The organism is Streptomyces sp. NPDC037013, assembly GCF_055607265.1.
Map to the genome: position 1 here is coordinate 681,236 of NZ_JBVJRV010000002.1, position 21,340 is coordinate 702,575.

The window sequence follows — 21,340 nt, forward strand, 5'->3', positions numbered from 1 at the left end:
GCTCCCACAACCAGTGGCAGGAATCATGTTCACAGCCGAACTAGCCTCCTGGACCCGCGAACCGGATCCCGGAAGATTCCCCTACGACGCCGTCGTGCGCGAGTACCAGCGCGTCGGCAAGCACTTCGTCCCCGCCGAACTGCTCCACGAGCTCGCGCGGGTGCGTGACATGCTGCCGACCATGCGCGGCCCATGGCCCGAGGTACGCGCCCTCGCGGCCTTCCTCGACACCGCCCTCGACAAGCCCGACGGCCGCTACGACTACCCGACCTACCTGGCGCTGCCGGTCCTCGAACTGCCCAACGCCGACGACCCGGTCTCCACGGCGCTGTTCGCCCGCTCCCGGTGCGACCGGCTCATCGCCCAACTGGTGGCGGACGCACTCGACTTTGAACTTGCCGCGCTCGACGGTCTCAGCGTACGGCTGCCGGAGCTGCGCCCCGGTGAGGACCTGGTCCTCAAGCGGTGCAAGCACGCGCTGCGCACGGTCCTGCCGTCGCTCGCCCGCATGGCACTCGACCGGGGGGTCACCGCCACCGGCCACATCGACCGGGCGCGGCAGGTGCGAGGACTCGTGCGCGCCGACATGTCGCTCGCCGAACGGCGCACCATGCAACTGAGCATCCTGCCGGTGTACATCTCGCACGACGAGTACATGTTCCTGCGCGTGCTCCAGACCTTCGAGACGACGTTCGTCCTGCTCGGCATGCACCTGCGCGCCGCCATCGACGCGCTGGGCGGGCGACGGGTCGACGAAGCGGTGCACTTCGTGCGGGGCGCCGAGGACGCGCTGCGGGAGTCCGCACCGCTGTTCTCCATGCTCGCCACCATGCAGATCGACTCGTTCCGTACCTTCCGCGAATTCACCGAGGGCGCGAGCGCCATCCAGTCCCGCGGTTACAAGCTGGTCGAGGCGCTCTGCCGAATGCCCGACAAGGAGCGGGCCGAGTCGCCCGCCTTCCACTCCGTGCCCGACCTGCACGCCCGCCTCGCGGACGGCCATCCGAACCTGGACGACGCCTACCGCGAGGCCCGTGACTCCGGTGACCTCGACCCGGGCCAGACCGAGGCCGTGGCGTCGGCCATGACCGGCTTCGCCCAGGCGCTGCACCGCTGGCGCGGCACGCACTACCGCCTCGCCGTGCGCATGCTCGGCGAGGCGACCGGCACCGGCTACACCGAGGGCACCCCGTACCTCGCGTCGGTGCGCGACATACCCGTATTCCGCCATGTCGCCCTCGTGGGCGATGAAACCGTGAGGGCACGATGACAGCAGTGGTCGCACCTGTGGGGATCGTCGGGGCGGGACCGGTCGGCCTGGTGGCCGCGCTGCGGCTCGCCGGACTCGGCGTGGCCAGCGTCGTGCTGGACGCCAAACCCTCCCTGGTCAAGCAGGGTTCGAAGGCCTGCCTCATCCAGGGCGATGTCCTGGAGATCCTCGACAAGGCGGGCTGCGCCGACCCTGTCGACGCCGAGGGCGTGACGTGGCGTACCGCGCGGACGTACGTCGCGAATGAGGAGATCCGCGCGGTCACCCATCCCAAGCCGATCGGCTACGGGCCGTTCGTGAACGTCTCGCAGTACTACATCGAGCAGGTGCTCGCCGAACGCGCCGAGGCCGAGCCCCTCATCGACCTGCGCTGGGACCACCAGGTCGAGGACGTCGTCCAGGACTCCGAAGGAGTCACCCTCACCGCGCGCACCGGCGGCACGGAACAGGCGCTGCGCGTACGACATCTGGTGGCCTGTGACGGGGTGCGCAGCACCCTGCGCGAGCTGCTCGGAGTGGAGTGGACCGGATACACCCACAAGGATCGGTTCCTCATCACCGACATCAAGGCGAAGCTGCCGCTCGCCAAGGAACGGCACTTCCATTACAACCCCTCGTTCAACCCGGGCCGTCAGCTCGTCATGCACCCGCAGCCGCACGACATCTGGCGCATCGACTGGCAGCTGCCGCCGGACGCGGACATCGAAGCCGAGCGCGCCGACGGACGGTTCGACGCGCGGGTGCGCGCGGTCATCGGGGACATCCCCTACGAGATCGACTGGGTCAGCACCTACCGCTTCCACCAGCGGGTCGTCGCCCGGCTCCGGGTAGGCCGGGTGCTGTTCGCGGGTGACGCGGCGCACGCCCTGCCGCCGTACGGCTCCCGCGGCATGAACAGCGGCATCCAGGACGCCGACAACCTCGCCTGGAAGCTCGCCCAGATCGAACGCGGCCTGGCCGGCGAGGACTTGCTGGAGAGCTACCACACGGAGCGGTACGCCGCGGCCCGCGAGAACCTGCGGGTCACCGAGGCGACCATCCGCTTCATGGTGCCGCCGCATCCGCTGCGTCGCTGGGCCCGCGCCGTCCTGCTCCGTCTGTCCAAGGTGCTGCCCTCCGCGGAGCGTCGGGTCAACAGCGGCCGTATGGCCGAGCCGTACGTCTACCGCGAGTCGCCGCTGATCCCGGGGGCGGCGGGTCACGAGCTGCTCGGGCACTTCGCCCCGGACGCCCCGCTGACCGGCACCCCCGAGCGGCTGCGCCGCCTGTTCGGGCACACCTTCGTCGGGCTGCTCGTCGCGCCCGACGCGGCGGGTGCCGCCCGGCTTGCCGTCGAGGCCCGTTCCCTCCCGTGGGCCGTTCCCGCCGACCTCGTCGCCGTGCTGCCGGACGGTGCACCTGCCGACGCGCTCCCCGACGACGTGCGGGTCGTGCACACCGGGCCCGAGGGCCTGCCCGAGGGGTACGCCGATGGCGGCCCCGTGTGGTGGCTCGTCCGGCCCGACGGCCACCTGGCCGCCCGCTCCGCCCGTGGCGACGCCTTCGCCGCCGCGCTGACCACCGCCGCCGGCGCCTGTGCCGCCGGGCCGGCCGGAGACCACGACCTCACCGAGGAAGACGGCCTCGCGGCCGCCCCCCTGCTGAAAGGAACCCAGGCATGACCTCGCAAGCGCCACCGTATGCATGGCTCAACGGCAGCGTCGTGCCCTGGGACCAGTGCGTCCTGCACGCCCGCAGCCAGGGGGCGTTCTGGGGGGCCAACGTCTTCGAGGGACTGCGCGCCTACCGTGACCCGGACGGCGAGCGCCAGGTCTTCCGCGTACAGGACCACCTGGACCGGCTGCGCAGATCCATGAAGAGCCTGCACCTGGAGATCGAGTACTCCGACGAGGACCTGACGCGCGCCTGCATGGACCTCCTCATCGCGAACGACTTCAAGGCGGACGCCCACGTCTGCGTGGTCGCCTACTTCGGGCTCGGAGCCACCTTCGACCCCATGGCGCACACCACCGAGACCGGTGTCCACATCACCTCCACGGCGGTGCCCCGCTCGGCCGCCCACAGCAGCGGAGTGGCCGCCGCGGTCTCGTCGTGGCGCCGCATCAGCGACGACTCGATGCCCCCGCGCATCAAGACCGGCGCGAACTACCACAACAGCCGGCTCGCCCAGCACGAGGCGCTGCGCAACGGCTACGACACGACGCTCCTGCTCAACCAGCGCGGCACGGTCGCCGAGGCGCCCGGCTCCTGCGTGGTGATCGTCCGCGACGGCGAGCTGATCACCCCGCCCGGGACCAGCGGTGTCCTGGAGGGCATCACCGTCGACACGGTGGCCCGCCTCGCCGACGAGCACCTCGGCCTGACCCTGCGCCACCGCGAGATCGACCGCACCGAGCTCTACGTGGCCGACGAGATATTCCTCTGCGGCACCATGTCCGAGCTGCTGCCCGTCACCAGCGTCGACCGGCTGACCGTCGGCGACGGCACCCCGGGGGCGCTCACCCGCCTCCTCCAGGACCACTACGACGACGCGGTCCGGGGACTCGGGAAGCACCCCGAGTGGTGCACCCCGGTCCCGCACCGGACGGTCGGTGCCGCATGAGCGTGCTGACCGATCTGGTGGCTGCCGTACGCTCCGGCGGTGTCCGGGTCGTCGACCTGACCTCGCCGCTCAGCGAAGAGACCCCGATCATCGACCTGCCGCCCGAGCGAGGGCAGCCGTGGCCCTTCGGCCGTGAGGTGATCAGTCACTACGACGCGGCCGGGCCCACCGTCTACTGGAACAACATCCGTCTCTCGGAGCACACCGGCACCCACTTCGACGCCCCCGTGCACTGGCTCTCCGGCAAGGACGGACACGATGTCTCCCAGGTGCCCGCCGGGCGGTTGGTCGGTCCCGCGGCGGTCATCGATCTCACCCGGGAAGCCGCCGACGACCCGGACTTCCTGATGCGCCGGGAGCACGTGGAGGCGTGGCAGGAGCGGCACGGCGCACTGCCCGAGGACGGCTGGCTCCTGTACCGCAGCGGCTGGGCCGAGCGGCAGGGCGACCCGGCCGCCTTCCACAACGGCAGGCACACGCCGGGCGTTGCCCCCGAGTGCGCGCGCTGGCTCGCGGAGGAGACCCCGCTTGCCGGCATCGGCGTGGAGACCGTGGGCACCGACGCGGGGCTCGCGGCCGACTTCCCCGACCAGCCTTTCCCTTGCCACTGGTACTTCCACGGTGCGGGCAAGTACGGGCTGACGCAGCTGCGGAACCTGGCGCTGCTGCCGCCCACCGGCGCGGTCCTGATCGCCGGGCCGCTGCCCATCGTGGGCGGCTCCGGCAGCCCCAGCCGCGTCCTGGCCCTCATCGAGCACACCGAAGGAGCCTGACGATGGATGAACGCATCGGGTTCGAACGCGGCAGTGACCTGCTGCACCGGCACACCCAGGACACCGCGCGCCCGGCGGAGTTCACCCTGCTGGAACGCCAATGGGACCTTCTCGACGGCGTGTTCAGCCCGACCTACACGCCGGTCACCGGCCTGTTCACCGAGTGGTTGCCGTTCCCCGCGGGCGGATCCTTCCTGGAGATCGGCTCCGGCACCGGTGTCACCGCCGTGGTCGCGGCCCAGGAGGGCTGCGCGAGGGTGACCGCCCTCGACGTCAGCGAGGCGGCGGTGGAGAACACTCGGCTCAACGTGGCACGGCACGGTGTCGAGGACACGGTGCGGGTACTGCACAGCGACCTGTTCTCGGCGCTCGGGCCCGACGAGCGCTTCGACTTGATCTACTGGAACTCGAACTTCGCGGAGCCGCCCGAGGGGTTCGTCAACGAGACCGACCTGCACCACGCGTTCTTCGACCCGGGGTACGACGCACACCGGCGCTTCCTGCGGGAGGTGCCCGACCGGCTCACCGCCGACGGCCGGGTGCTGCTCGGCTTCAGCAGCATCGGCAACGTGGAACTGCTGCGGCGACTGGCCGCCGAAACGGGACAGAAGCTCACACTGCTCCGCAGTCAAGGGCGGGATCTGGACACCGTGGTGATCGAGTTTCAGATGTGGGAGCTCACGCGGGCGTGATCGCCCGCACAATCGACGTGTTCACCACCGTCACCGCACCACCGAACCGACCGAAGGGCCGCACGTGCCGAACGACGACGACCGCAGCCGCACCCTCTCGCTCCTCGACGACCACCGCCGAGGGGTGCTGGTCACCCTGAAGAAGGACGGCAGGCCGCAGCTCTCCAACGTCGACTTCACCTACGACGCCGAGCAGGGCCTCATCCGCTTCTCCACCACCGACGACCGTGCCAAGGTGCGCAACCTCCGTCGCGACCCGCGGATCAGCCTCCACGTCACCACCGCCGACGGCGGTGCCTACGCGGTGTACGAGGGGACCGCCACCCTCTCCGCGGTGGCCGCGGCCCCCGACGACGACGCGGTCGAGGAGCTGATCGACGTCTTCCGCGCCGTCCAGGGCGAGCACCCCGACTGGGACGAGTACCGCGCGGCCATGGTCGACGACGCTCGCCTGGTCGTCCGGTTCACCATCGACCACAGCTACGGCTGGGTCCCCGGCGCCTGAGCCTTTCCATCCGCAAGCGGCGGGGTTCGCCCCGCCCCGCCCCAACCGAGGAGTCCCGCCCATGCCCCGCCTGCACGTCGTCGTCGCTTCCACCCGCCCCGGCCGCACCGGCCCGGCCGTCGCCGACTGGTTCACGAAGATCGCCGAGAAGCACGGAGGCTTCGACGTCCACGTCATCGACCTCGCCGAGGTCGGCCTGCCCCTGCTGGACGAGCCGCACCACCCGTCGGAGCGCACCTACACCAAGCAGCACACCAAGGACTGGAGTGCCTCCGTCGACGCCGCGGACGCGTTCGTCTTCGTCGCCCCCGAGTACAACTACGGGATCAACGCGGCTCTCAAGAACGCCATCGACTACCTCTACTTCGAGTGGCAGTACAAGCCGGTCGGCATCGTCAGCTACGGCAACACCTCCGCAGGTCTGCGCGCCGCGCAGATGACCAAGCAGGTTGTCACCACGCTGAAGATGGTGCCCATCACCGAGTCCGTGGCGATCCACTTCGTCGGCACCCACATCGCCGATGACGGCACCTTCCGCGGCACCGACCAGATGGCCGAGGCGGCCGACGGGATGCTGGACGAGATCGCCCGGTTCGCCGGGGCGCTCCGGCCGCTGCGTGAGCCCTCCGCCTGACCGACCGCACCGACAACGTCCGAACCCTGGAGGGGAACGCCGTGCAACAAGACCACATCATCCTGGTCGGGAGCGGTGGCCGGCCTTACCGCGACTACGCCTTCCGGTCGCTGGCCGCGAAATACCGCTTGTCGGCCTTGCTGCCGGCGGACCCCACCTGGCAGCGGACGTACCTCGACGACTGGCGCAGCGCCGACCTGGCCGACCCGGCGGCCGTCGTCGGCGCCCTGAAGGAGCTGGCCGGACCCGACTCGGCAGTGCTCACCTGGGACGAGACGGTCCTCGAGGCCACCGCCGAGGCGGCCGAGGCGCTGGGCCTGCACCACATGAGCGCGCGCTCCGCGCAGCGCTGCCGGGACAAGCACATGACCCGCGGTCTCCTGGCGGAGGCGGGCCTGCCCGCCGTCCGGCACGGTCTCGCCCACTCGGCGCGCGAGGCTCAGGAGATCGCCGGACGGATCGGCTTCCCCGTCGTCGTCAAGCCCCGCGCGCTGGCCGGCAGTGTCGGCGTCGTGCGGGTCGAGGGCGCGGCCGAGGTCGCCGCCGCCTACGAACTGGCGGGCGGCGCGGGCTACTCGACCCTGCCCACCGGTCACGGCATCCTCGTCGAGGAGTTCCTCGACGGCCCCGAGATCAGCGTGGACAGCGTGGTCCTCGACGGCGAGGTGACCTGTGTCCAAGTGGCCGCCAAACGGCTCGGCTACACACCGCACTTCGAGGAGACCGGCCACCTGATCAAGGGCTGGGACGGCACCGAACCGTGGGCCGACGGAGTCCGCGCACTGGTCACCGCCGCCCACCGGGCGCTGGGCGTGGAGGCGGGCGTCACGCACGCCGAGGTCCGCCTCACCCGCTCGGGCCCCCGCCTGGTCGAGCTCAACGGACGCCTCGGCGGCGACCTCATCCCGTACGCGGGACAGCTCGCCACTGGTGTCGACCTGGTCCGGGCTGCCGCCTCGGTGGCCCGGCGCGAGCGCCCCGACCTGACGCCGAGCCGTTCCTTCACCACCGAGGTGCGGTTCGTGTACCCCCCGTACGACGGGAAGGTGTCGTCCGTCTCCGTCGGCCGGGCCGCCGAGCTGCCCGGAGTGGTGCACGCCGCCACGCTCGTCGCGCCGGGCGACACCCTGCTGCTCCCGCCCCGCCAGGCGATACCCCGGCTGGCCGTGCTCGTCGCGCGTGCCGAGGACGAGGCGGGCTGTGCCCGGATCCTGGACCGGGCGCTGACCGAGGTCACCAGCGAGGTGGTCCCTGTGACGGAAGAGTCCCACCGGTGAGCGCCTTCGACCGGTTCCGCCCCGTCGACCGGCTGATCGTCACGCACGGCCTGTCCTCGTTCTGCCTCGGGCTCGTCTTCCCGTACACCGCGATCTACCTTGCCGACGAGCCCGGCGTCGGCACCGGCGGCGTCGCGCTCTTCTACGGCGCGGCGGGGGTCGCCAACCTCGTGGTCGCCCTGCTGCTCACCGGTGGTGTCCTGAAACTTCCCCGCGTCACCCTCGGGGTTCTGGGCACCGTGCTCTGGTTCTGCGGCTACATGACCATGCCGTTCGTCGGATCTCAGGCGTCCGCACTGCTCGCGGGCGTGGCCATCGGCACCGGCCAGGGTGGCTTCCTCGCTGCGATCGTGCCCCTCGTCAACTCCCTGGTGACCGCGGACGAACGCCGTAAGGTCTTCGCCCGCCGCTACGCGGTCCTCAACGCCACCCTGGCCGCCGGTTCGCTGGTGGCGGGCGCGCTCACGCTGGTGCTGCCACGCGGCGTCATCCCGTACTTCTTCGTCGCGAACGCGGTGGGCATTCTGCCGCTCACCCTCGCCATGCTGATCGCGGGGAAGCACGCCAGGGCCGCCGACGAGGAGAAGGACACGGCAGAGGAGGTGGACGGGCCGCTGCTGCCCATGGCCGGTCTGGTCAAACTGGCGTTGCCGGCCGCCGCGGTGCAGCTCGCCGTCTTCCTCTTCGGCTTCAGCCAGTTCGAGGCCACCGCACCGCTCGTCTCCGAACGGCTCATGGACATGGACCTGTTCGTGGTCTCCGTCCTGCTCTCCGTCAACGTGGTGGTGATCGTCTCCACTCAGCGCTGGGTGACCCGAGCACTGGAGGGCCGTCCGGAGACCGACGGCCTGCGGATCGCCGTCGTCCTGTGGACCGCGGGTTACGCGGCGGCGGGCGCGCTCGCCTTTCTGCCGTACGGCTTCCGTCTGGCCGGACTGCTCGTCTACGCGAGCCTGTTCGCGCTCGGCGAGTGCGCCTACTCCTGCTCATTCCATCCGTGGCTGATCTCGTTGGTCCCCGATCGGGAGCTGACCCGGGCCAACGCGCTGGCCAACTCGATGATGGGTGTGGGCAACTTCGCGGGCCCCTCGATCGGGGTGGCTCTCGCCGTTACCGGCAGCGCGTCGGCCGTCTGGTTCGGTCTGGCCCTGTGCTGCACCCTCATCACGGTCGCCGTGGGCCTGCTGGCCCGCAAAAGGGCCGTGGCCGTACCCGTCTGACGGCCCCGCCTCCGCCGCGCCGGAACCGGCCGCGCCCCGCTCGGGTCAAGGGGGAGGGCGAGGCCGGTTCCGGCGAGCGGGGCCATGCCCGGAGGGGTGGGCGAGGCCCCGGCCCGAGGGTGTGGGTCACGTCTGCCTGTGGGTCTCTGCGTGGAGTCTGCCTGTGGGGCCTCTGCCAACCGCAGACCCCACCCCTGCCCCCACCCCTCAAAGCGACTTACGCGCCGCCGGCACCGCCAGTTCCGCCGATTCCTCCGGGTAGTGGCAGGCCGTCAGGTGGCCGTCGCGGTTGCCGTCGAGCTGGATCAGCGGCGGCGTGTCCGTCGCGCACTTGTCCGTCGCCTTCCAGCAGCGGGTGCGGAAGCGGCAGCCGGAGGGCGGGTTGACGGGGGACGGTACGTCGCCGGTGAGCAGGATGCGCTCGCGGCGCGGGACGTCGTCCGCCGTCGCCTCGGGGACCGCCGAGAGGAGGGCCCGGGTGTAGGGGTGGCGCGGGTTCCCGTACAGGCTCTCGCGGTCGGCGATCTCCACGATGCGGCCCAGGTACATCACGGCGACCCGCTGCGAGAAGTGGCGTACCACCGCCAGGTCGTGGGCGATGAAGAGGAACGCGATGCCCAGGTCTTTCTGGAGCTGCTGGAGCAGGTTCACCACCTGCGCCTGGATGGAGACGTCGAGTGCCGACACCGGTTCGTCCGCCACGATCAGCTTCGGCTCAAGCGCCAGTGCCCTGGCGACCCCGATGCGCTGGCGCTGGCCGCCGGAGAACTCGTGCGGGAAGCGGTTGTAGTGCTCGGGGTTGAGGCCGACGGTCTCCAGCAGTTCCCGTACGCGTGCCTCGCGGCCGCCCGGCGGGTTGATGCCGTTGACCTCCATCGGACCCGAGATGATCTTGCCGACCGTCTGGCGCGGGTTCAGCGACGCGTACGGGTCCTGGAAGATCATCTGGATCTCCGAGCGGACCGGCGCCAGCTGCTTGCGCGAGGCGTGCGTGATGTCCTGGCCCCGGTAGGAGATCTTGCCGCCGGTCGGCTCCAGGAGGCGCGTGATCAGGCGTCCCGTCGTCGACTTGCCGCAGCCGGACTCGCCGACCAGGCCCAGGCTCTCGCCCTCGCCGACGGTGAAGTCGAGACCGTCCACCGCCTGCACGGCGCCGATCTTCCGCTTGAACGGGAAGCCGCCCATGACCGGGAAGTGTTTGGTCAGCCCGCTGACGTCCAGGAGAGGAGAGGGTGTGGTGCTGCTCATCGTCGTGAAATCCCGTCTCGTGTACGTCAGTCGGTTCGCGTGCCCGCGAAGTCCGCGAAGAACTCCGCGCGCTGCTCGGCGGTGAGGTGGCAGGCCGCGCCCCGGCCGTCGGTCAGTTCGAGGAGCGGCTGCTCGCCGGAGCAGCGGTCGCCGTCGACCTGCTCGGTGAACGCGCACCGCGGGTGGAAGCGGCATCCGGTGGGCGGGTTCAGCAGGCTGGGCGGCGTGCCCGGGATGGGCGAGAGCGGCACGTCGACCGGGCCGTCGAGCGACGGCATCGAGCCCAACAGGCCCCAGGTGTACGGGTGCTGGGGCGCCCGCAGGACCTCCTTCTTGGTGCCGCGCTCCACGCACCGCCCGCCGTACATCACCAGGACGTCGTCCGCGATGTCGGCGATGACGCCGAGATCGTGGGTGATGAAGATGATCGCCGTGCCGAACTCCTGCTGGAGGTCCTTCAGGAGGTCCATGATCTGCGCCTGGACGGTCACGTCGAGCGCCGTGGTCGGCTCGTCGGCGATCAGCAGGGCCGGGTTGCAGACCAGCGACATCGCGATCATCGCGCGCTGGCGCATGCCGCCGGAGAACTGGTGCGGGTAGTCGTCCACGCGCAGGTCCGGCTGGGGGATGCCGACCTTCGTGAGCATCTCGATCGAGCGGTCCCTGGCCTCCTTCTTGGAGGCGCCGGTGTGCTTGCGGAACGTCTCGCCGATCTGCCGGCCGATGGTGTGGTACGGCGAGAGGGAGGCGAGCGCGTCCTGGAAGATCATCGCCATCTTGTTGCCGCGCAGCTGCTCGAGCTCCCGCTCGGTGGCGGTGAGCAGCTCCTTGCCGTCGAGCAGGATCTCGCCGTCGATGGCGGTGCTGTCCTTGTGGTGCAGGCCCAGGATGGCGAGGTTCGTGACCGACTTGCCGGACCCGGACTCGCCCACGATGCCGAGGGTCTTGCCCTTCTCCAGCTCGAAGTCGAGGCCGTCGACGGCCTTGACCATGCCGTCCTCGGTGGAGAAGTGGACGCGCAGGTCGCGTACGGAGAGGAAGGGGGTACTCATGGGTTCCGGCTCCTAGGCGAGGCGCACGCGCGGGTCGATGAGGGCGTACACCGCGTCGACGATGACATTGAAGATGAGGATCGCCGCTGCGGCCACCAGGACGACGCCGAGCAGCATCGGCAGGTCGCTGGTGCTGACCGCCTTGACCGACAGTTCGCCGATGCCGTGCAGGTTGAACGTCTTCTCGGTGATGATCGCGCCGCCGAACAGCACGCCGAGGTCGAGGCCGAAGATGGTCACGATCGGTCCCATGGCGCCGCGCCAGGCGAAGCGGAAGAAGACTGTCCGAGCCGCGAGCCCCTTGGCCTTCGCGGTGCGGACGTAGTCCTCGCTGAGGGTCTCGACCAGCTGGGAGCGCGTCATACGCGTGTAGTTCGCGGTGAAGATGACCGAGAGCACGAGCCATGGGAGGAGCAGCCCCGAGAACCAGGCGCCGGGATTCTCCGTGAACGGCGTGTACGAGGGCCGCTCCAGCCAGCCGAGCTGGTTGGTGAAGAGATAGATGGCGAAGACGCCGACGATGTAGATCTGCAGCGAGGAGCCGATCAGGGACGCGGAGGACGCGATCTTGTCGAGGGCCTTGCCCTGCTTGACCGCGGCGAGCATGCCGGTGCCGACGCCGAAGACGACGAAGACGGCCGCACTGCCGAGCGAGAGCGAGACGGTGGTCGGGAAGCGGTCCAGGATGGTGCCGAGGACCGGCTCGCTGTTGCGGAACGAGTACCCGAGGCAGGGTGCTGGGCAGTTCCCGAAGGTCGCGTAGTCGCGTCCCACGAACAGTCCCTCGAACCAGTGCCAGTACTGCACCGGAAGAGGGTCGGAGATCCCCAGGTTGTTCCGCACCAGCTCCAGGGTCTCGGGCGTGCAGACCTTGCCGCAGGCGAGACGTGCGGGGTCGCGCGGGGCGGCGTAGAAGAGGACGAAGACGATGGCGCTGATGATCAGCAGAATCACCGCGCCGCCGAAGATACGACGGATGAGGAAGCGGAACATGGCGGAAGTTTCCTGACGGATGCCGACGGGGGAGCGGGGGCGGGGCGGCCGGCTGCGGCCGCCCCGCCGCTGAGGCCGGGCGTCAGGCCTTGACGTACACCTTGGTGATCAGGGTGGCGGAGAACTGCGGGTCCATCTGCGCGCCGCCGACCTTGGAGCCGTGCAGGTAGAAGCGGCGCTGGTACATCTCGGGGATGATCGGCGCCTCCTTCTCCATGATCTGCCGGTCCAGCTCGGCCCAGGCCTTGTTGGCCGCCTTCGGGTCGGAGATCTTCACGTTCTTCTTGATGGCCGCGGTGACCCAGTCGACGTTCAGCTGGGAGACGTTGTTCGAGCCGTTGCCGACGGTGGTGCCGTCGAAGAGCGGCTGGAGCAGCGTGTAGCCGGTCGGCCAGTCGGGGGACCAGCCGAACCACATCACGTCGAAGTTGTTGTCGACCTGCTGGGCCTGGTCGTAGTACGTGGTGGAGTCGATGGCCTTGATGACCGGGTCGAAGCCCGCCTTCTTGAGCGCGGCCTCGATGACGACCTTGGTCTTGTCGTACGTCGGGCTCTTCGGGAAGGCGTAGACGATCTTCATGCCGAGCTTGCCGGCCTTCTTGAGCAGCTTCTTCGCGGCCTCGGGGTCGCCCTGCGGCTTCTTCAACTTGCCGAACAGGTCGTACTTCTCGCGACCCTGGATGTCGGGGCTGAGTATCGTCGTGGCGTAGTCGCCGGAGTTCTGGCCACCGTAGATCTTGCGGATCTGCTCCAGCGGCCAGGCGTGGTTGAGCGCCTTGCGCACGTCGAGGTCCGTGACGCGCCTGCAGTTGATGGCGTAGTAGTAGGTGCCGGTGAGCAGACCGTTGAAGCTGCGCTTCTTGAGGTCGGGGTCCGTGAGGACCTTCTGCATGCGCTCGGCGGGCACGTTGTTGTAGATGCTGATCGTGTACTGGTCCTTGCCCTGGTCCGCGATGAGGCGGTCCGCCAGGTCGAGGCCCTCGGTGCCGAACTCGAACTCGTGGGTGTCCGGGTAGGCGTTGCGGATCGGGTCGGTCTTCGGGTCCCAGTGCTTGTTGCGCACCCAGGTCATCGACTTGTCGATGGAGCGGTGCTTGAGCCGGTACGGGCCGCAGGAGACCGGCTTCTTGTCGTACTTGTCCTTGGTGTCCATCTTCACCGGGTTGGCGGCGTAGGAGTGCATGGCCAGGGTGAAGTTGAAGTCCGAGCGCGGCTGGGCCAGGTGGAACGTGATGGTCTTCTTGGCCTTGTCGATCTTGATGGCGTCCAGGTGCTTGCCGCCGTAGGGACCCTCGTACTCCTTGCGCCAGTCGTCCTTGCCGGTGAGCGCGATCTGCGCGTACGTGGCGCCCTCGGTGACGAACTTGGCCCAGGAGCGCTCGAAGCCGTGCCGGACGTCCTCGACGGTGAGCTCGCTGCCGTCCTCCCACTTCAGACCGTCCTTCAGCGTGAAGGTCCAGGTCTTGCCGCCGTCGGACATCTTTCCGGTGTCCGTGGCGAGGTCACCGACGAGCTTCTGGCTGCCGTCCTCGGCCGTCTGGTAACCGGTGAGGCAGCGCGCGAAGAGCATGGCACCGGTGGAGTTCAGCGCGTAGTAGATGCGCTGCGGGTCGAGGTGCGACAGGTCGTCGGGGGAGACGCCGTAGATGGTGCCGCCCTTGCGGGCGCCCTTGACCTCGGCGGCCGGGCCCTTGGAGTCCTCGGCGGTGCCGACGCTGACCTTGGCGTTGGTGTAGTCCTTGGCGCCGGCGGGGCCCTTGCCCTCGCCGCCTCCCCCGCCGCCGCTGCATGCGGACAGGACCATGGAGCCACCGGCCGCGACAGACGTGGCGATGATGAAGTTTCTGCGAGAGAGGGACATGGCTTCCTGCCTGGTTCGTTGGAGACAGCGGATGGTTGCGGCGGTGGGCCCCGTCGCCCGTGCCGGAGTTGGGGAGTGTCAGCGCTTGGTCTTGGGGTCCAGCGCGTCGCGCACGGAGTCGCCCAGGAGGTTGAACGCGACGACGAAGATCACCATGGAGAGGCCAGGGAAGAGCATGAAGGTGATGTCGTCCTGGTAGTACTTGGAGCCGTTCTGGATCATCACGCCCCAGTCCGGCGTCGGGTCGCTCAACCCCACGCCGAGGAAGGCGAGTCCGGCCTCGGCGGTGACGAACGCGGGGAGCGCGAGCGTGGACTGGATGAGGATCGGCGTCCACAGGTTGGGGAGCAGCTCCTTGAAGATGATCCGGCTCGGTGAGGCGCCGGTCACCTTCGCCGCCTCCACGAACTCCCGCTCGCGCAGCGCGAGCACCTCACCGCGCAGCAGGCGGGCGATGGATGCCCAGCCGAAGGCGGTCATCACCGTGATGAGGCTGACGACCGTCAGCCAGACCGGGGTGTTCTCCTCGGGCGAGACGAGGATGGAGATCATCACCGGCCAGAAGGCGATGAAGAAGAGCGTGGACGGGAACGCGAGCAGGATGTCGATGACCCGCCCGATGAAGTAGTCCGTCTTGCCGCCGATATAACCCGCCGTGACGCCGATGACGATGCCGAAGAACGTGACCAGGAGCGTCGTGGCCGCGGCGATCAGCAGCGAGTTGCGCATGCCGTAGATCAGGAACGTGAAGACGTCACGGCCGAGGCTGGGTTCGACGCCGAACCAGAAGTCCGCGTCTATGCCGCCGTTCGGCTTGACCGGGTAACTGAACTCGTTGAGGAGGGTCGGGTCGTCCACCCCGTATGTCGTGTAGGGGTCCTTCCCGTACAGCTTCGCGATCAAGGGCGCGCACAGGGCCACGACGAAGAAGAAGATGACCACGCAGGCGGAGATCACGCCTGTCTTGTCCCGCTTGAATCGAATCCAGGCGAGCCGCCCCGGCGAACGGCCCTTGCTGCCCTGGTCCTTGGGCGAGGGAGGGATGCCGTCAGTTTTGTCCGTCACTTCAAGCGTGGCGGCAGCGGCGGGAGTTGGCGAGGTCATGGCGCTCCAGGCCCGGAGGGGTCATCAGGAATCCGCAGGACAACCAGCACCTACGGGCTAGGCGCGACTTTCGCAAGGCGTTTCCCATGCGGTCAATGAATCGTCAGGCGCTTTGGGCCGGTCTTGAGATCCTTGATCAGAGCTTTACTGAATCATGGTCATAACATTGCCTTGGCGTAATCAAGCGTGATGGACAAGATCGGGCAGTTCCGGGTGAACCTGTCAATGAGTCCGATATGCGGGCGCGAGTGTCTCGGAATGCGTACATCCGGATGGGCTCGGCCTCATACGGGTGGGGTAAATGTGCGGTTCATGCCGTATGCGGCGATATTTGCCGTTAAGTGTGTCAGCTCGCACGGCACAGAAGGACGGCAGGACAGCACCAGGACTGGAGGACTCCATGCGTGGAGCCACGCACGCCAAGTGGGCCGCATGTGCGGTGGCGGTCGCTCTCGCGGCGACGGCCTGTGGTGGCGGGGGAAGCAGCGGCGGCGGTGGCGACGGCTCCGGCATCGTGAGCTCTTCCTGGGGCGACCCGCAGAACCCGCTCGAACCGGCGAACACCAACGAGGTCCAGGGCGGCAAGATCCTCGACATGATCTTCCGGGGTCTCAAGCGGTACGACCCGAAGACCGGCGAGGCCAAGAACATGATCGCCGAGTCGATCGAGACCAAGGACGCGCAGAACTTCACGGTCAAGATCAAGAAGAACTGGACGTTCAGCAACGGCGAGAAGGTCACCGCCAAGTCCTTCGTGGACGCCTGGAACTACGGCGCCCACCTGAAGAACAACCAGAAGAACGCCTACTTCTTCGGCTACATCGACGGCTACGACAAGGTCCACCCCGAGAAGGGCGACGCGAGCGCGAAGACCCTCTCCGGGCTCAAGGTCGTCGACGACGCGACCTTCACCGTCAAGCTCAGCCAGAAGTTCTCCACCTGGCCCGACACCCTCGGCTACCCGGCCTTCGCGCCGCTGCCCAAGGCCTTCTACGACAACCACGACGCCTGGCTCTCCAAGCCGGTCGGCAACGGCCCGTACACCGTGGACTCGTACACCAAGGGCTCCAAGATGTCCCTGCGCAAGTGGGACGGGTACCCGGGGGACGACAAGGCGCGGAACGGCGGTGTGGACATGAAGGTCTACACCGACAACAACACCGCCTACACCGACCTGATGGCCGGCAACCTCGACCTCGTCGACGACGTCCCGGCCTCCCAGCTCAAGAACGCCAAGAACGACCTCGGCGACCGCTACATCAACACCCCCGCCGGCATCATCCAGACCCTCGCCTTCCCCTTCTACGACAGCAAGTGGACCAAGCCGGGGATGGAGAAGGTCCGCCAGGGCCTGTCCATGGCGATCAACCGCGAGCAGATCACCGAGACGATCTTCCAGAAGACGCGGACCCCCGCCACCGACTGGACCTCACCGGTGCTCGGCAAGGACGGCGGGTACGAGGACGGGCTCTGCGGCGACGCCTGCGAATACGACGCCGCGAAGGCCAAGAAGCTGGTCGAGGAGGGCGGCGGCATCCCCGGCGGCACCCTCAAGATCTCGTACAACGCGGACACCGGCTCGCACAAGGAGTGGGTCGACGCCGTCTGCAACTCCATCAACAAGGCCCTCGGCAAGGACAAGGCCTGCGTCGCGAGCCCGGTCGGCACCTTCGCGGACTTCCGCGGCAAGGCCTCCAAGCAGGAGCTGGACGGCGCCTGGCGCGCGGGCTGGCAGATGGACTACCCGCTGATCCAGAACTTCCTGGAGCCGGTCTACTTCACCGACGCCCCCTCCAACGACGGCAAGTTCTCCGACAAGGAATTCGACAAGCTCGTCAACGAGGCCAACGGCGAGACGGACACCGGCAAGGCCGTCGGCAAGTTCCAGGACGCCGAGAGGATCCTCGCCAAGAAGATGCCCGCCATCCCGCTCTGGTACCAGAACGGCAGCGCCGGCTACTCGGACAAGGTCTCCGACGTCGCGCTGAACCAGTTCAGCGTGCCCGTCTACAACGAGATCAAGGTCGACTGAGACGCCGGGAGCGGCCGTTCGGCCCCGCGAGGGCGCCCGGCGGCCGCTCCCCCCGATTTCCGGAGCCCCCATGGGACGTTATGTGATCCGGCGTCTGCTGCAGATGATCCCGGTCTTCTTCGGCGCCACTCTGCTGATCTTCCTGATGGTGAACGTGATGGGCGACCCCGTCGCGGGCCTGTGCGGCGACCGCAGGTGCGACCCCGCCACGGCCACCCAGCTGAAGAAGGAGTTCGGCCTCGATAAGCCCGTGTGGCAGCAGTACCTGACGTACATGGGCAACGTCTTCACCGGCGACTTCGGCACCGCCTTCAACGGCCAGAAGGTCACCGAGCTGATGTCGGCCGCCTTCCCGGTCACCATCCGCCTCACCCTGGTCGCCATCGTCTTCGAGATCGTCATCGGCATCTCGCTGGGCGTGCTGACCGGGCTGCGGCGCGGGCGGCCCATCGACACCGTGGTGCTGCTGCTCACGCTCATCGTGATCTCCATCCCCACCTTCGTCACCGGCCTCGTGCTGCAACTGCTTCTCGGCGTCCAGTGGGGCACCATCAAACCCTCCGTCTCCAGCGAGGCACCCTTCAACGAGCTGCTGATCCCCGGACTCGTCCTCGCCTCGGTCTCCCTGGCGTACGTGACCCGGCTGACCCGCACCTCCATCGCGGAGAACCGGCGCGCCGACTACGTCCGCACCGCCGTCGCCAAGGGCCTGCCCCGGCGCCGCGTCATCACCCGGCACCTGCTGCGCAACTCGCTCATCCCGGTGGTCACCTTCATCGGCACCGACGTGGGCGCGCTGATGGGCGGCGCGATCGTCACCGAGCGGATCTTCAACATCCACGGCGTCGGCTTCCAGCTCTACCAGGGGATCCTCCGCCAGAGCACCCAGACCGTCGTCGGCTTCGTGACCGTCCTCGTCCTGGTCTTCCTGGCGGCCAACCTCATCGTCGACCTCCTGTACGCCGTACTCGACCCGAGGATCCGCTATGCCTGAACCCCAGCAGCCCGAGCGCGCCATTGCCGCGACCGGCATGGGCGGCGCGATGGATCTCGCCACGAGCGAGGCGACGACCCTCGAGAAGGCGCCGGGCGCCCCCGAGGGCGGCGGCCCCTCGGCACCGGCCCGCAGCCTCTGGTCCGACGCCTGGCGGGACCTGCGGCGCAACCCGGTCTTCATCATCTCGGGCCTGATCATCCTCTTCCTGGTCGTCATCTCCCTCTGGCCCTCGCTCATCGCCTCCCGCAACCCGCTCGACTGCGACCTCGGCAACGCGCAGAAGGGCTCGGCGCCCGGCCACCCCTTCGGCTTCAACGAGCAGGGCTGCGACGTCTACACGCGGGTCGTCTACGGCACCCGGGTCTCGGTCACCGTCGGCGTCTGCGCCACCCTCGGCGTCGCCCTCATCGGCAGCGTGCTCGGCGGGCTCGCCGGGTTCTTCGGCGGGACGTGGGACGCGATCCTCTCCCGTATCACCGACATCTTCTTCGCCATCCCCGTCGTCCTCGGCGGCCTGGTGCTCCTGTCGGTGGTCACCAGCTCCACCGTCTGGCCGGTGGTCGGCTTCATGGTGCTGCTCGGCTGGCCGCAGATCTCCCGCATCGCGCGCGGCTCGGTCATCACCGCCAAACAGAACGACTACGTCCAGGCGGTGCGGGCACTCGGCGCCTCCAACTCCCGGATGCTGCTCCGCCACATCACCCCGAACGCCGTCGCCCCGGTGATCGTCGTGGCGACCATCGCGCTCGGCACGTACATCGCCCTCGAGGCCACGCTCTCCTACCTCGGCGTCGGCCTGAAGCCGCCGACCGTCAGCTGGGGCATCGACATCTCGGCCGCCTCCCAGTACATCCGCAACGCCCCGCACATGCTGCTCTGGCCCGCCGGGGCCCTCGCGATCACCGTGCTCGCGTTCATCATGCTCGGCGACGCGGTGCGCGACGCCCTCGACCCGAAGCTGAGGTAGGCGCCCATGGCAACCGTGGCATCCGATCCGTCCGCCGCCGGGGAGTCCCGCACGGACAAGCTGCTCGAAGTCCGCGACCTGCACGTGGAGTTCCGTACCAGGGACGGCGTCGCCAAGGCCGTCAACGGCGTCGACTACAGCGTCTCCGCGGGCGAGACCCTCGCCGTCCTCGGCGAGTCCGGCTCCGGCAAGTCCGTGACCGCCCAGGCCGTCATGGGCATCCTCGACATCCCGCCCGGGAAGATCACCAAGGGCGAGATCCTCTTCCGCGGCCGGGACCTGCTGAAGCTCAAGGAGGACGAGCGGCGCAAGGTCCGCGGCGCCGGCATGGCGATGATCTTCCAGGACGCGCTCTCCTCGCTGAACCCGGTGCTCAGCGTCGGCGACCAGCTCGGCGAGATGTACGTCGTCCACCGGGGCATGTCCCGCAAGGACGCGAAGAACAAGGCCATCGAGCTGATGGACCGGGTGCGCATCCCGGCGGCCAGGGAGCGCGTCGGGCAGTATCCGCACCAGTTCAGCGGCGGCATGCGCCAGCGCATCATGATCGCCATGGCGATGGCGCTCGAACCCTCGCTGATCATCGCCGACGAGCCGACCACCGCCCTCGACGTGACGGTGCAGGCCCAGGTCATGGAGTTGCTCGCGGAGCTCCAGCGCGAGATGCACATGGGCCTGATCCTCATCACCCACGACCTCGGCGTCGTCGCGGACGTCGCCGACAACATCGCCGTCATGTACGCGGGCCGCATCGTCGAACGGGCCCCCGTCCACGAGATCTACCGGGCACCCGCCCACCCGTACACCCTGGGCCTGCTCGAATCCATCCCGCGCCTTGACCAGAAGGGCCAGGACCTCTACGCGATCAAGGGCCTGCCGCCCAACCTCCTGAACATCCCGCCCGGCTGCCCCTTCCACCCGCGCTGCCCCATGGCCCAGGACATCTGCGTGCGCGAGGATCCACCGCTCGCGAGAGTCACGTACGAGGGACTGACCGCCGAGCGCAGGAGCGCCTGCCACTTCTGGAAGGAGACGCTCGATGCTGCCAGGTGAGCACGTCGGCGTCGGCACGCCCGCCGACCGCGAACCGATCCTCCAGGTCCGCGGCTTGGTGAAGCACTATCCGCTGACCCAGGGCATCGTCATCCGCAAACAGGTCGGCGCGGTCAAGGCGGTGGACGGCGTCGACTTCGACCTCGGCCGGGGCGAGACGCTCGGCATCGTGGGGGAGTCCGGCTGCGGCAAGTCCACGGTCGCCAAGATGCTGGTCAACCTGGAGCGGCCGACCGCCGGCGAGATCCGCTACAAGGGCGAGGACATCACCAGGCTCTCCGGGCGCGCGCTGAAAGCGGTCCGCCGCAACATCCAGATGGTGTTCCAGGACCCCTACACCTCGCTCAACCCGCGGATGACCGTCGGCGACATCATCGGCGAGCCGTACGAGATCCACCCCGAGGTCGCGCCGAAGGGTTCGCGCCGGCAAAAGGTCCAGGACCTCCTGGACGTGGTCGGGCTCAACCCCGAGTACATCAACCGCTACCCGCACCAGTTCTCCGGCGGCCAGCGCCAGCGCATCGGCATCGCCCGCGGCCTCGCGCTGCGCCCCGAGGTGATCGTCGCCGACGAGCCGGTCTCCGCGCTCGACGTCTCCGTCCAGGCACAGGTCATCAACCTCCTGGAGAAGCTGCAGAACGAGTTCGACCTCTCCTACGTCTTCATCGCCCACGACCTCTCGATCGTGCGGCACATCTCCGACCGGGTCGGTGTGATGTACCTCGGGCGGATCGTCGAGATCGGCTCCGACGAGGAGATCTACGAGCACCCGACGCACCCCTACACCCAGGCGCTGCTCTCCGCCGTGCCCGTCCCCGACCCCGACGCGCGCGAGCACCGGGAGCGGATCATCCTCTCCGGCGACGTGCCCTCGCCGGCCAATCCGCCCTCGGGCTGCCGCTTCCGCACCCGCTGTTGGAAGGCGCGGGAGCGGTGCGCGCTGGAAGTGCCGCTCCTCGCCGTGCCGGCGGAGTTCCGGCTCCACGAGGGGCCCGCCGCGCACGACTCGGCCTGCCACTTCGCGGAGGAGAAGCAGGTCGTGCCGTGACCGGCGGGGGCG

The 21,340-nt window shown here is 68.9% G+C and carries 19 protein-coding genes; 14 read left to right on the forward strand and 5 right to left on the reverse strand.

The genetic code is table 11. The features are described 5' to 3' along the window. The first annotated feature begins 25 nt into the window (after positions 1–25). The 9 genes from ACZ7DY_RS08125 to ACZ7DY_RS08165 all read left to right on the forward strand — a co-directional run bounded on the left by ACZ7DY_RS08125 (position 26) and on the right by ACZ7DY_RS08165 (position 8,973). On the forward strand, positions 26–1,270 hold the full coding sequence (locus ACZ7DY_RS08125; protein WP_471131526.1) for a tryptophan 2,3-dioxygenase: 1,245 nt from the start codon (positions 26–28) through the stop codon (positions 1,268–1,270). After that, positions 1,267–2,931 (forward strand): FAD-dependent monooxygenase, encoded by a 1,665-nt coding sequence (locus ACZ7DY_RS08130; RefSeq protein WP_471131529.1) that lies wholly within the window; start codon positions 1,267–1,269, stop codon positions 2,929–2,931. Before ACZ7DY_RS08125 ends, ACZ7DY_RS08130 begins: the two co-directional genes overlap by 4 nt. After that, positions 2,928–3,872, forward strand: coding sequence for a branched-chain-amino-acid transaminase (gene ilvE, locus ACZ7DY_RS08135; RefSeq protein ID WP_471131531.1), 945 nt, complete (start codon positions 2,928–2,930; stop codon positions 3,870–3,872). Before ACZ7DY_RS08130 ends, ilvE begins: the two co-directional genes overlap by 4 nt. Then, the gene (locus tag ACZ7DY_RS08140) at positions 3,869–4,645 is read left to right on the forward strand and encodes a cyclase family protein (RefSeq protein WP_471131534.1); all 777 of its coding nucleotides are present in this window, start codon (positions 3,869–3,871) and stop codon (positions 4,643–4,645) included. Before ilvE ends, ACZ7DY_RS08140 begins: the two co-directional genes overlap by 4 nt. A gap of 2 nt (positions 4,646–4,647) precedes the next feature. Further along, entirely contained in the window at positions 4,648–5,337 is a 690-nt protein-coding gene (locus ACZ7DY_RS08145) for a methyltransferase (RefSeq protein ID WP_471131536.1), read from the forward strand. Between the two features lie 64 nt (positions 5,338–5,401). Further along, positions 5,402–5,842: a PPOX class F420-dependent oxidoreductase gene (locus tag ACZ7DY_RS08150; protein WP_471131538.1), complete on the forward strand. Its 441-nt coding sequence runs from the start codon at positions 5,402–5,404 to the stop codon at positions 5,840–5,842. 61 nt (positions 5,843–5,903) lie between these two features. Beyond that, positions 5,904–6,476 (forward strand): NADPH-dependent FMN reductase, encoded by a 573-nt coding sequence (locus ACZ7DY_RS08155; protein WP_471131541.1) that lies wholly within the window; start codon positions 5,904–5,906, stop codon positions 6,474–6,476. Positions 6,477–6,517: 41 nt separating this feature from the next. Then, positions 6,518–7,753, forward strand: a complete 1,236-nt coding sequence (locus tag ACZ7DY_RS08160) for an ATP-grasp domain-containing protein (protein WP_471131543.1) — start codon at positions 6,518–6,520, stop codon at positions 7,751–7,753. Then, the gene (locus ACZ7DY_RS08165; RefSeq protein WP_471131546.1) at positions 7,750–8,973 is read left to right on the forward strand and encodes an MFS transporter; all 1,224 of its coding nucleotides are present in this window, start codon (positions 7,750–7,752) and stop codon (positions 8,971–8,973) included. The genes ACZ7DY_RS08160 and ACZ7DY_RS08165 overlap by 4 nt, the downstream gene beginning before the upstream one ends. Before the next feature lie 207 nt (positions 8,974–9,180). Here ACZ7DY_RS08165 and ACZ7DY_RS08170 read toward each other — a convergent pair whose 3' ends face one another. From ACZ7DY_RS08170 to ACZ7DY_RS08190, 5 genes are all read right to left on the reverse strand, one after another. Continuing rightward, positions 9,181–10,221 carry an ABC transporter ATP-binding protein gene (locus ACZ7DY_RS08170; RefSeq protein WP_471131549.1) on the reverse strand — a complete coding sequence of 347 codons (1,041 nt, stop codon included), beginning with the start codon at positions 10,219–10,221 and terminating at the stop codon, positions 9,181–9,183. 26 nt (positions 10,222–10,247) lie between these two features. Continuing rightward, complete coding sequence (locus ACZ7DY_RS08175) at positions 10,248–11,273, reverse strand: ABC transporter ATP-binding protein (protein ID WP_471131552.1); 1,026 nt, start codon at positions 11,271–11,273, stop codon at positions 10,248–10,250. 12 nt (positions 11,274–11,285) lie between these two features. After that, positions 11,286–12,266, reverse strand: coding sequence for an ABC transporter permease (locus ACZ7DY_RS08180; protein ID WP_471131554.1), 981 nt, complete (start codon positions 12,264–12,266; stop codon positions 11,286–11,288). Between the two features lie 82 nt (positions 12,267–12,348). Next, complete coding sequence (locus tag ACZ7DY_RS08185; RefSeq protein WP_471131557.1) at positions 12,349–14,127, reverse strand: ABC transporter substrate-binding protein; 1,779 nt, start codon at positions 14,125–14,127, stop codon at positions 12,349–12,351. Positions 14,128–14,205: 78 nt separating this feature from the next. After that, the gene (locus ACZ7DY_RS08190; protein ID WP_471131559.1) at positions 14,206–15,231 is read right to left on the reverse strand and encodes an ABC transporter permease; all 1,026 of its coding nucleotides are present in this window, start codon (positions 15,229–15,231) and stop codon (positions 14,206–14,208) included. A 400-nt stretch (positions 15,232–15,631) separates the two neighbouring features. Here ACZ7DY_RS08190 and ACZ7DY_RS08195 point away from each other — a divergent pair, with 400 nt between their 5' ends. From ACZ7DY_RS08195 to ACZ7DY_RS08215, 5 genes are all read left to right on the forward strand, one after another. Then, complete coding sequence (locus tag ACZ7DY_RS08195) at positions 15,632–17,263, forward strand: peptide ABC transporter substrate-binding protein (protein WP_471131562.1); 1,632 nt, start codon at positions 15,632–15,634, stop codon at positions 17,261–17,263. Between the two features lie 70 nt (positions 17,264–17,333). Further along, positions 17,334–18,257 carry an ABC transporter permease gene (locus ACZ7DY_RS08200; RefSeq protein ID WP_471131565.1) on the forward strand — a complete coding sequence of 308 codons (924 nt, stop codon included), beginning with the start codon at positions 17,334–17,336 and terminating at the stop codon, positions 18,255–18,257. Further along, positions 18,250–19,227, forward strand: coding sequence for an ABC transporter permease (locus ACZ7DY_RS08205; RefSeq protein WP_471131567.1), 978 nt, complete (start codon positions 18,250–18,252; stop codon positions 19,225–19,227). Before ACZ7DY_RS08200 ends, ACZ7DY_RS08205 begins: the two co-directional genes overlap by 8 nt. A gap of 6 nt (positions 19,228–19,233) precedes the next feature. After that, a complete protein-coding gene (locus ACZ7DY_RS08210) occupies positions 19,234–20,280 on the forward strand; it encodes an ABC transporter ATP-binding protein (protein ID WP_471131570.1) in 1,047 nt (348 codons plus the stop codon). After that, positions 20,267–21,328, forward strand: a complete 1,062-nt coding sequence (locus tag ACZ7DY_RS08215; protein WP_471131573.1) for an ABC transporter ATP-binding protein — start codon at positions 20,267–20,269, stop codon at positions 21,326–21,328. The genes ACZ7DY_RS08210 and ACZ7DY_RS08215 overlap by 14 nt, the downstream gene beginning before the upstream one ends. Positions 21,329–21,340 lie beyond the last annotated feature (12 nt).

What these genes read in the sequence shown, in the direction of transcription:
- ACZ7DY_RS08190 (WP_471131559.1), bottom strand. Translation starts at nt 15,231, where the DNA reads ATGACCTCGCCAACTCCCGCCGCTGCCGCCACGCTTGAAGTGACGGAC.
- ACZ7DY_RS08155 (WP_471131541.1), top strand. Translation starts at nt 5,904, where the DNA reads ATGCCCCGCCTGCACGTCGTCGTCGCTTCCACCCGCCCCGGCCGCACC.
- ACZ7DY_RS08130 (WP_471131529.1), top strand. Translation starts at nt 1,267, where the DNA reads ATGACAGCAGTGGTCGCACCTGTGGGGATCGTCGGGGCGGGACCGGTC.
- ACZ7DY_RS08180 (WP_471131554.1), bottom strand. Translation starts at nt 12,266, where the DNA reads ATGTTCCGCTTCCTCATCCGTCGTATCTTCGGCGGCGCGGTGATTCTG.
- ilvE (WP_471131531.1), top strand. Translation starts at nt 2,928, where the DNA reads ATGACCTCGCAAGCGCCACCGTATGCATGGCTCAACGGCAGCGTCGTG.
- ACZ7DY_RS08140 (WP_471131534.1), top strand. Translation starts at nt 3,869, where the DNA reads ATGAGCGTGCTGACCGATCTGGTGGCTGCCGTACGCTCCGGCGGTGTC.
- ACZ7DY_RS08200 (WP_471131565.1), top strand. Translation starts at nt 17,334, where the DNA reads ATGGGACGTTATGTGATCCGGCGTCTGCTGCAGATGATCCCGGTCTTC.
- ACZ7DY_RS08145 (WP_471131536.1), top strand. Translation starts at nt 4,648, where the DNA reads ATGGATGAACGCATCGGGTTCGAACGCGGCAGTGACCTGCTGCACCGG.
- ACZ7DY_RS08170 (WP_471131549.1), bottom strand. Translation starts at nt 10,221, where the DNA reads ATGAGCAGCACCACACCCTCTCCTCTCCTGGACGTCAGCGGGCTGACC.
- ACZ7DY_RS08205 (WP_471131567.1), top strand. Translation starts at nt 18,250, where the DNA reads ATGCCTGAACCCCAGCAGCCCGAGCGCGCCATTGCCGCGACCGGCATG.
- ACZ7DY_RS08195 (WP_471131562.1), top strand. Translation starts at nt 15,632, where the DNA reads ATGCGTGGAGCCACGCACGCCAAGTGGGCCGCATGTGCGGTGGCGGTC.
- ACZ7DY_RS08215 (WP_471131573.1), top strand. Translation starts at nt 20,267, where the DNA reads ATGCTGCCAGGTGAGCACGTCGGCGTCGGCACGCCCGCCGACCGCGAA.
- ACZ7DY_RS08210 (WP_471131570.1), top strand. Translation starts at nt 19,234, where the DNA reads ATGGCAACCGTGGCATCCGATCCGTCCGCCGCCGGGGAGTCCCGCACG.
- ACZ7DY_RS08175 (WP_471131552.1), bottom strand. Translation starts at nt 11,273, where the DNA reads ATGAGTACCCCCTTCCTCTCCGTACGCGACCTGCGCGTCCACTTCTCC.
- ACZ7DY_RS08125 (WP_471131526.1), top strand. Translation starts at nt 26, where the DNA reads ATGTTCACAGCCGAACTAGCCTCCTGGACCCGCGAACCGGATCCCGGA.
- ACZ7DY_RS08185 (WP_471131557.1), bottom strand. Translation starts at nt 14,127, where the DNA reads ATGTCCCTCTCTCGCAGAAACTTCATCATCGCCACGTCTGTCGCGGCC.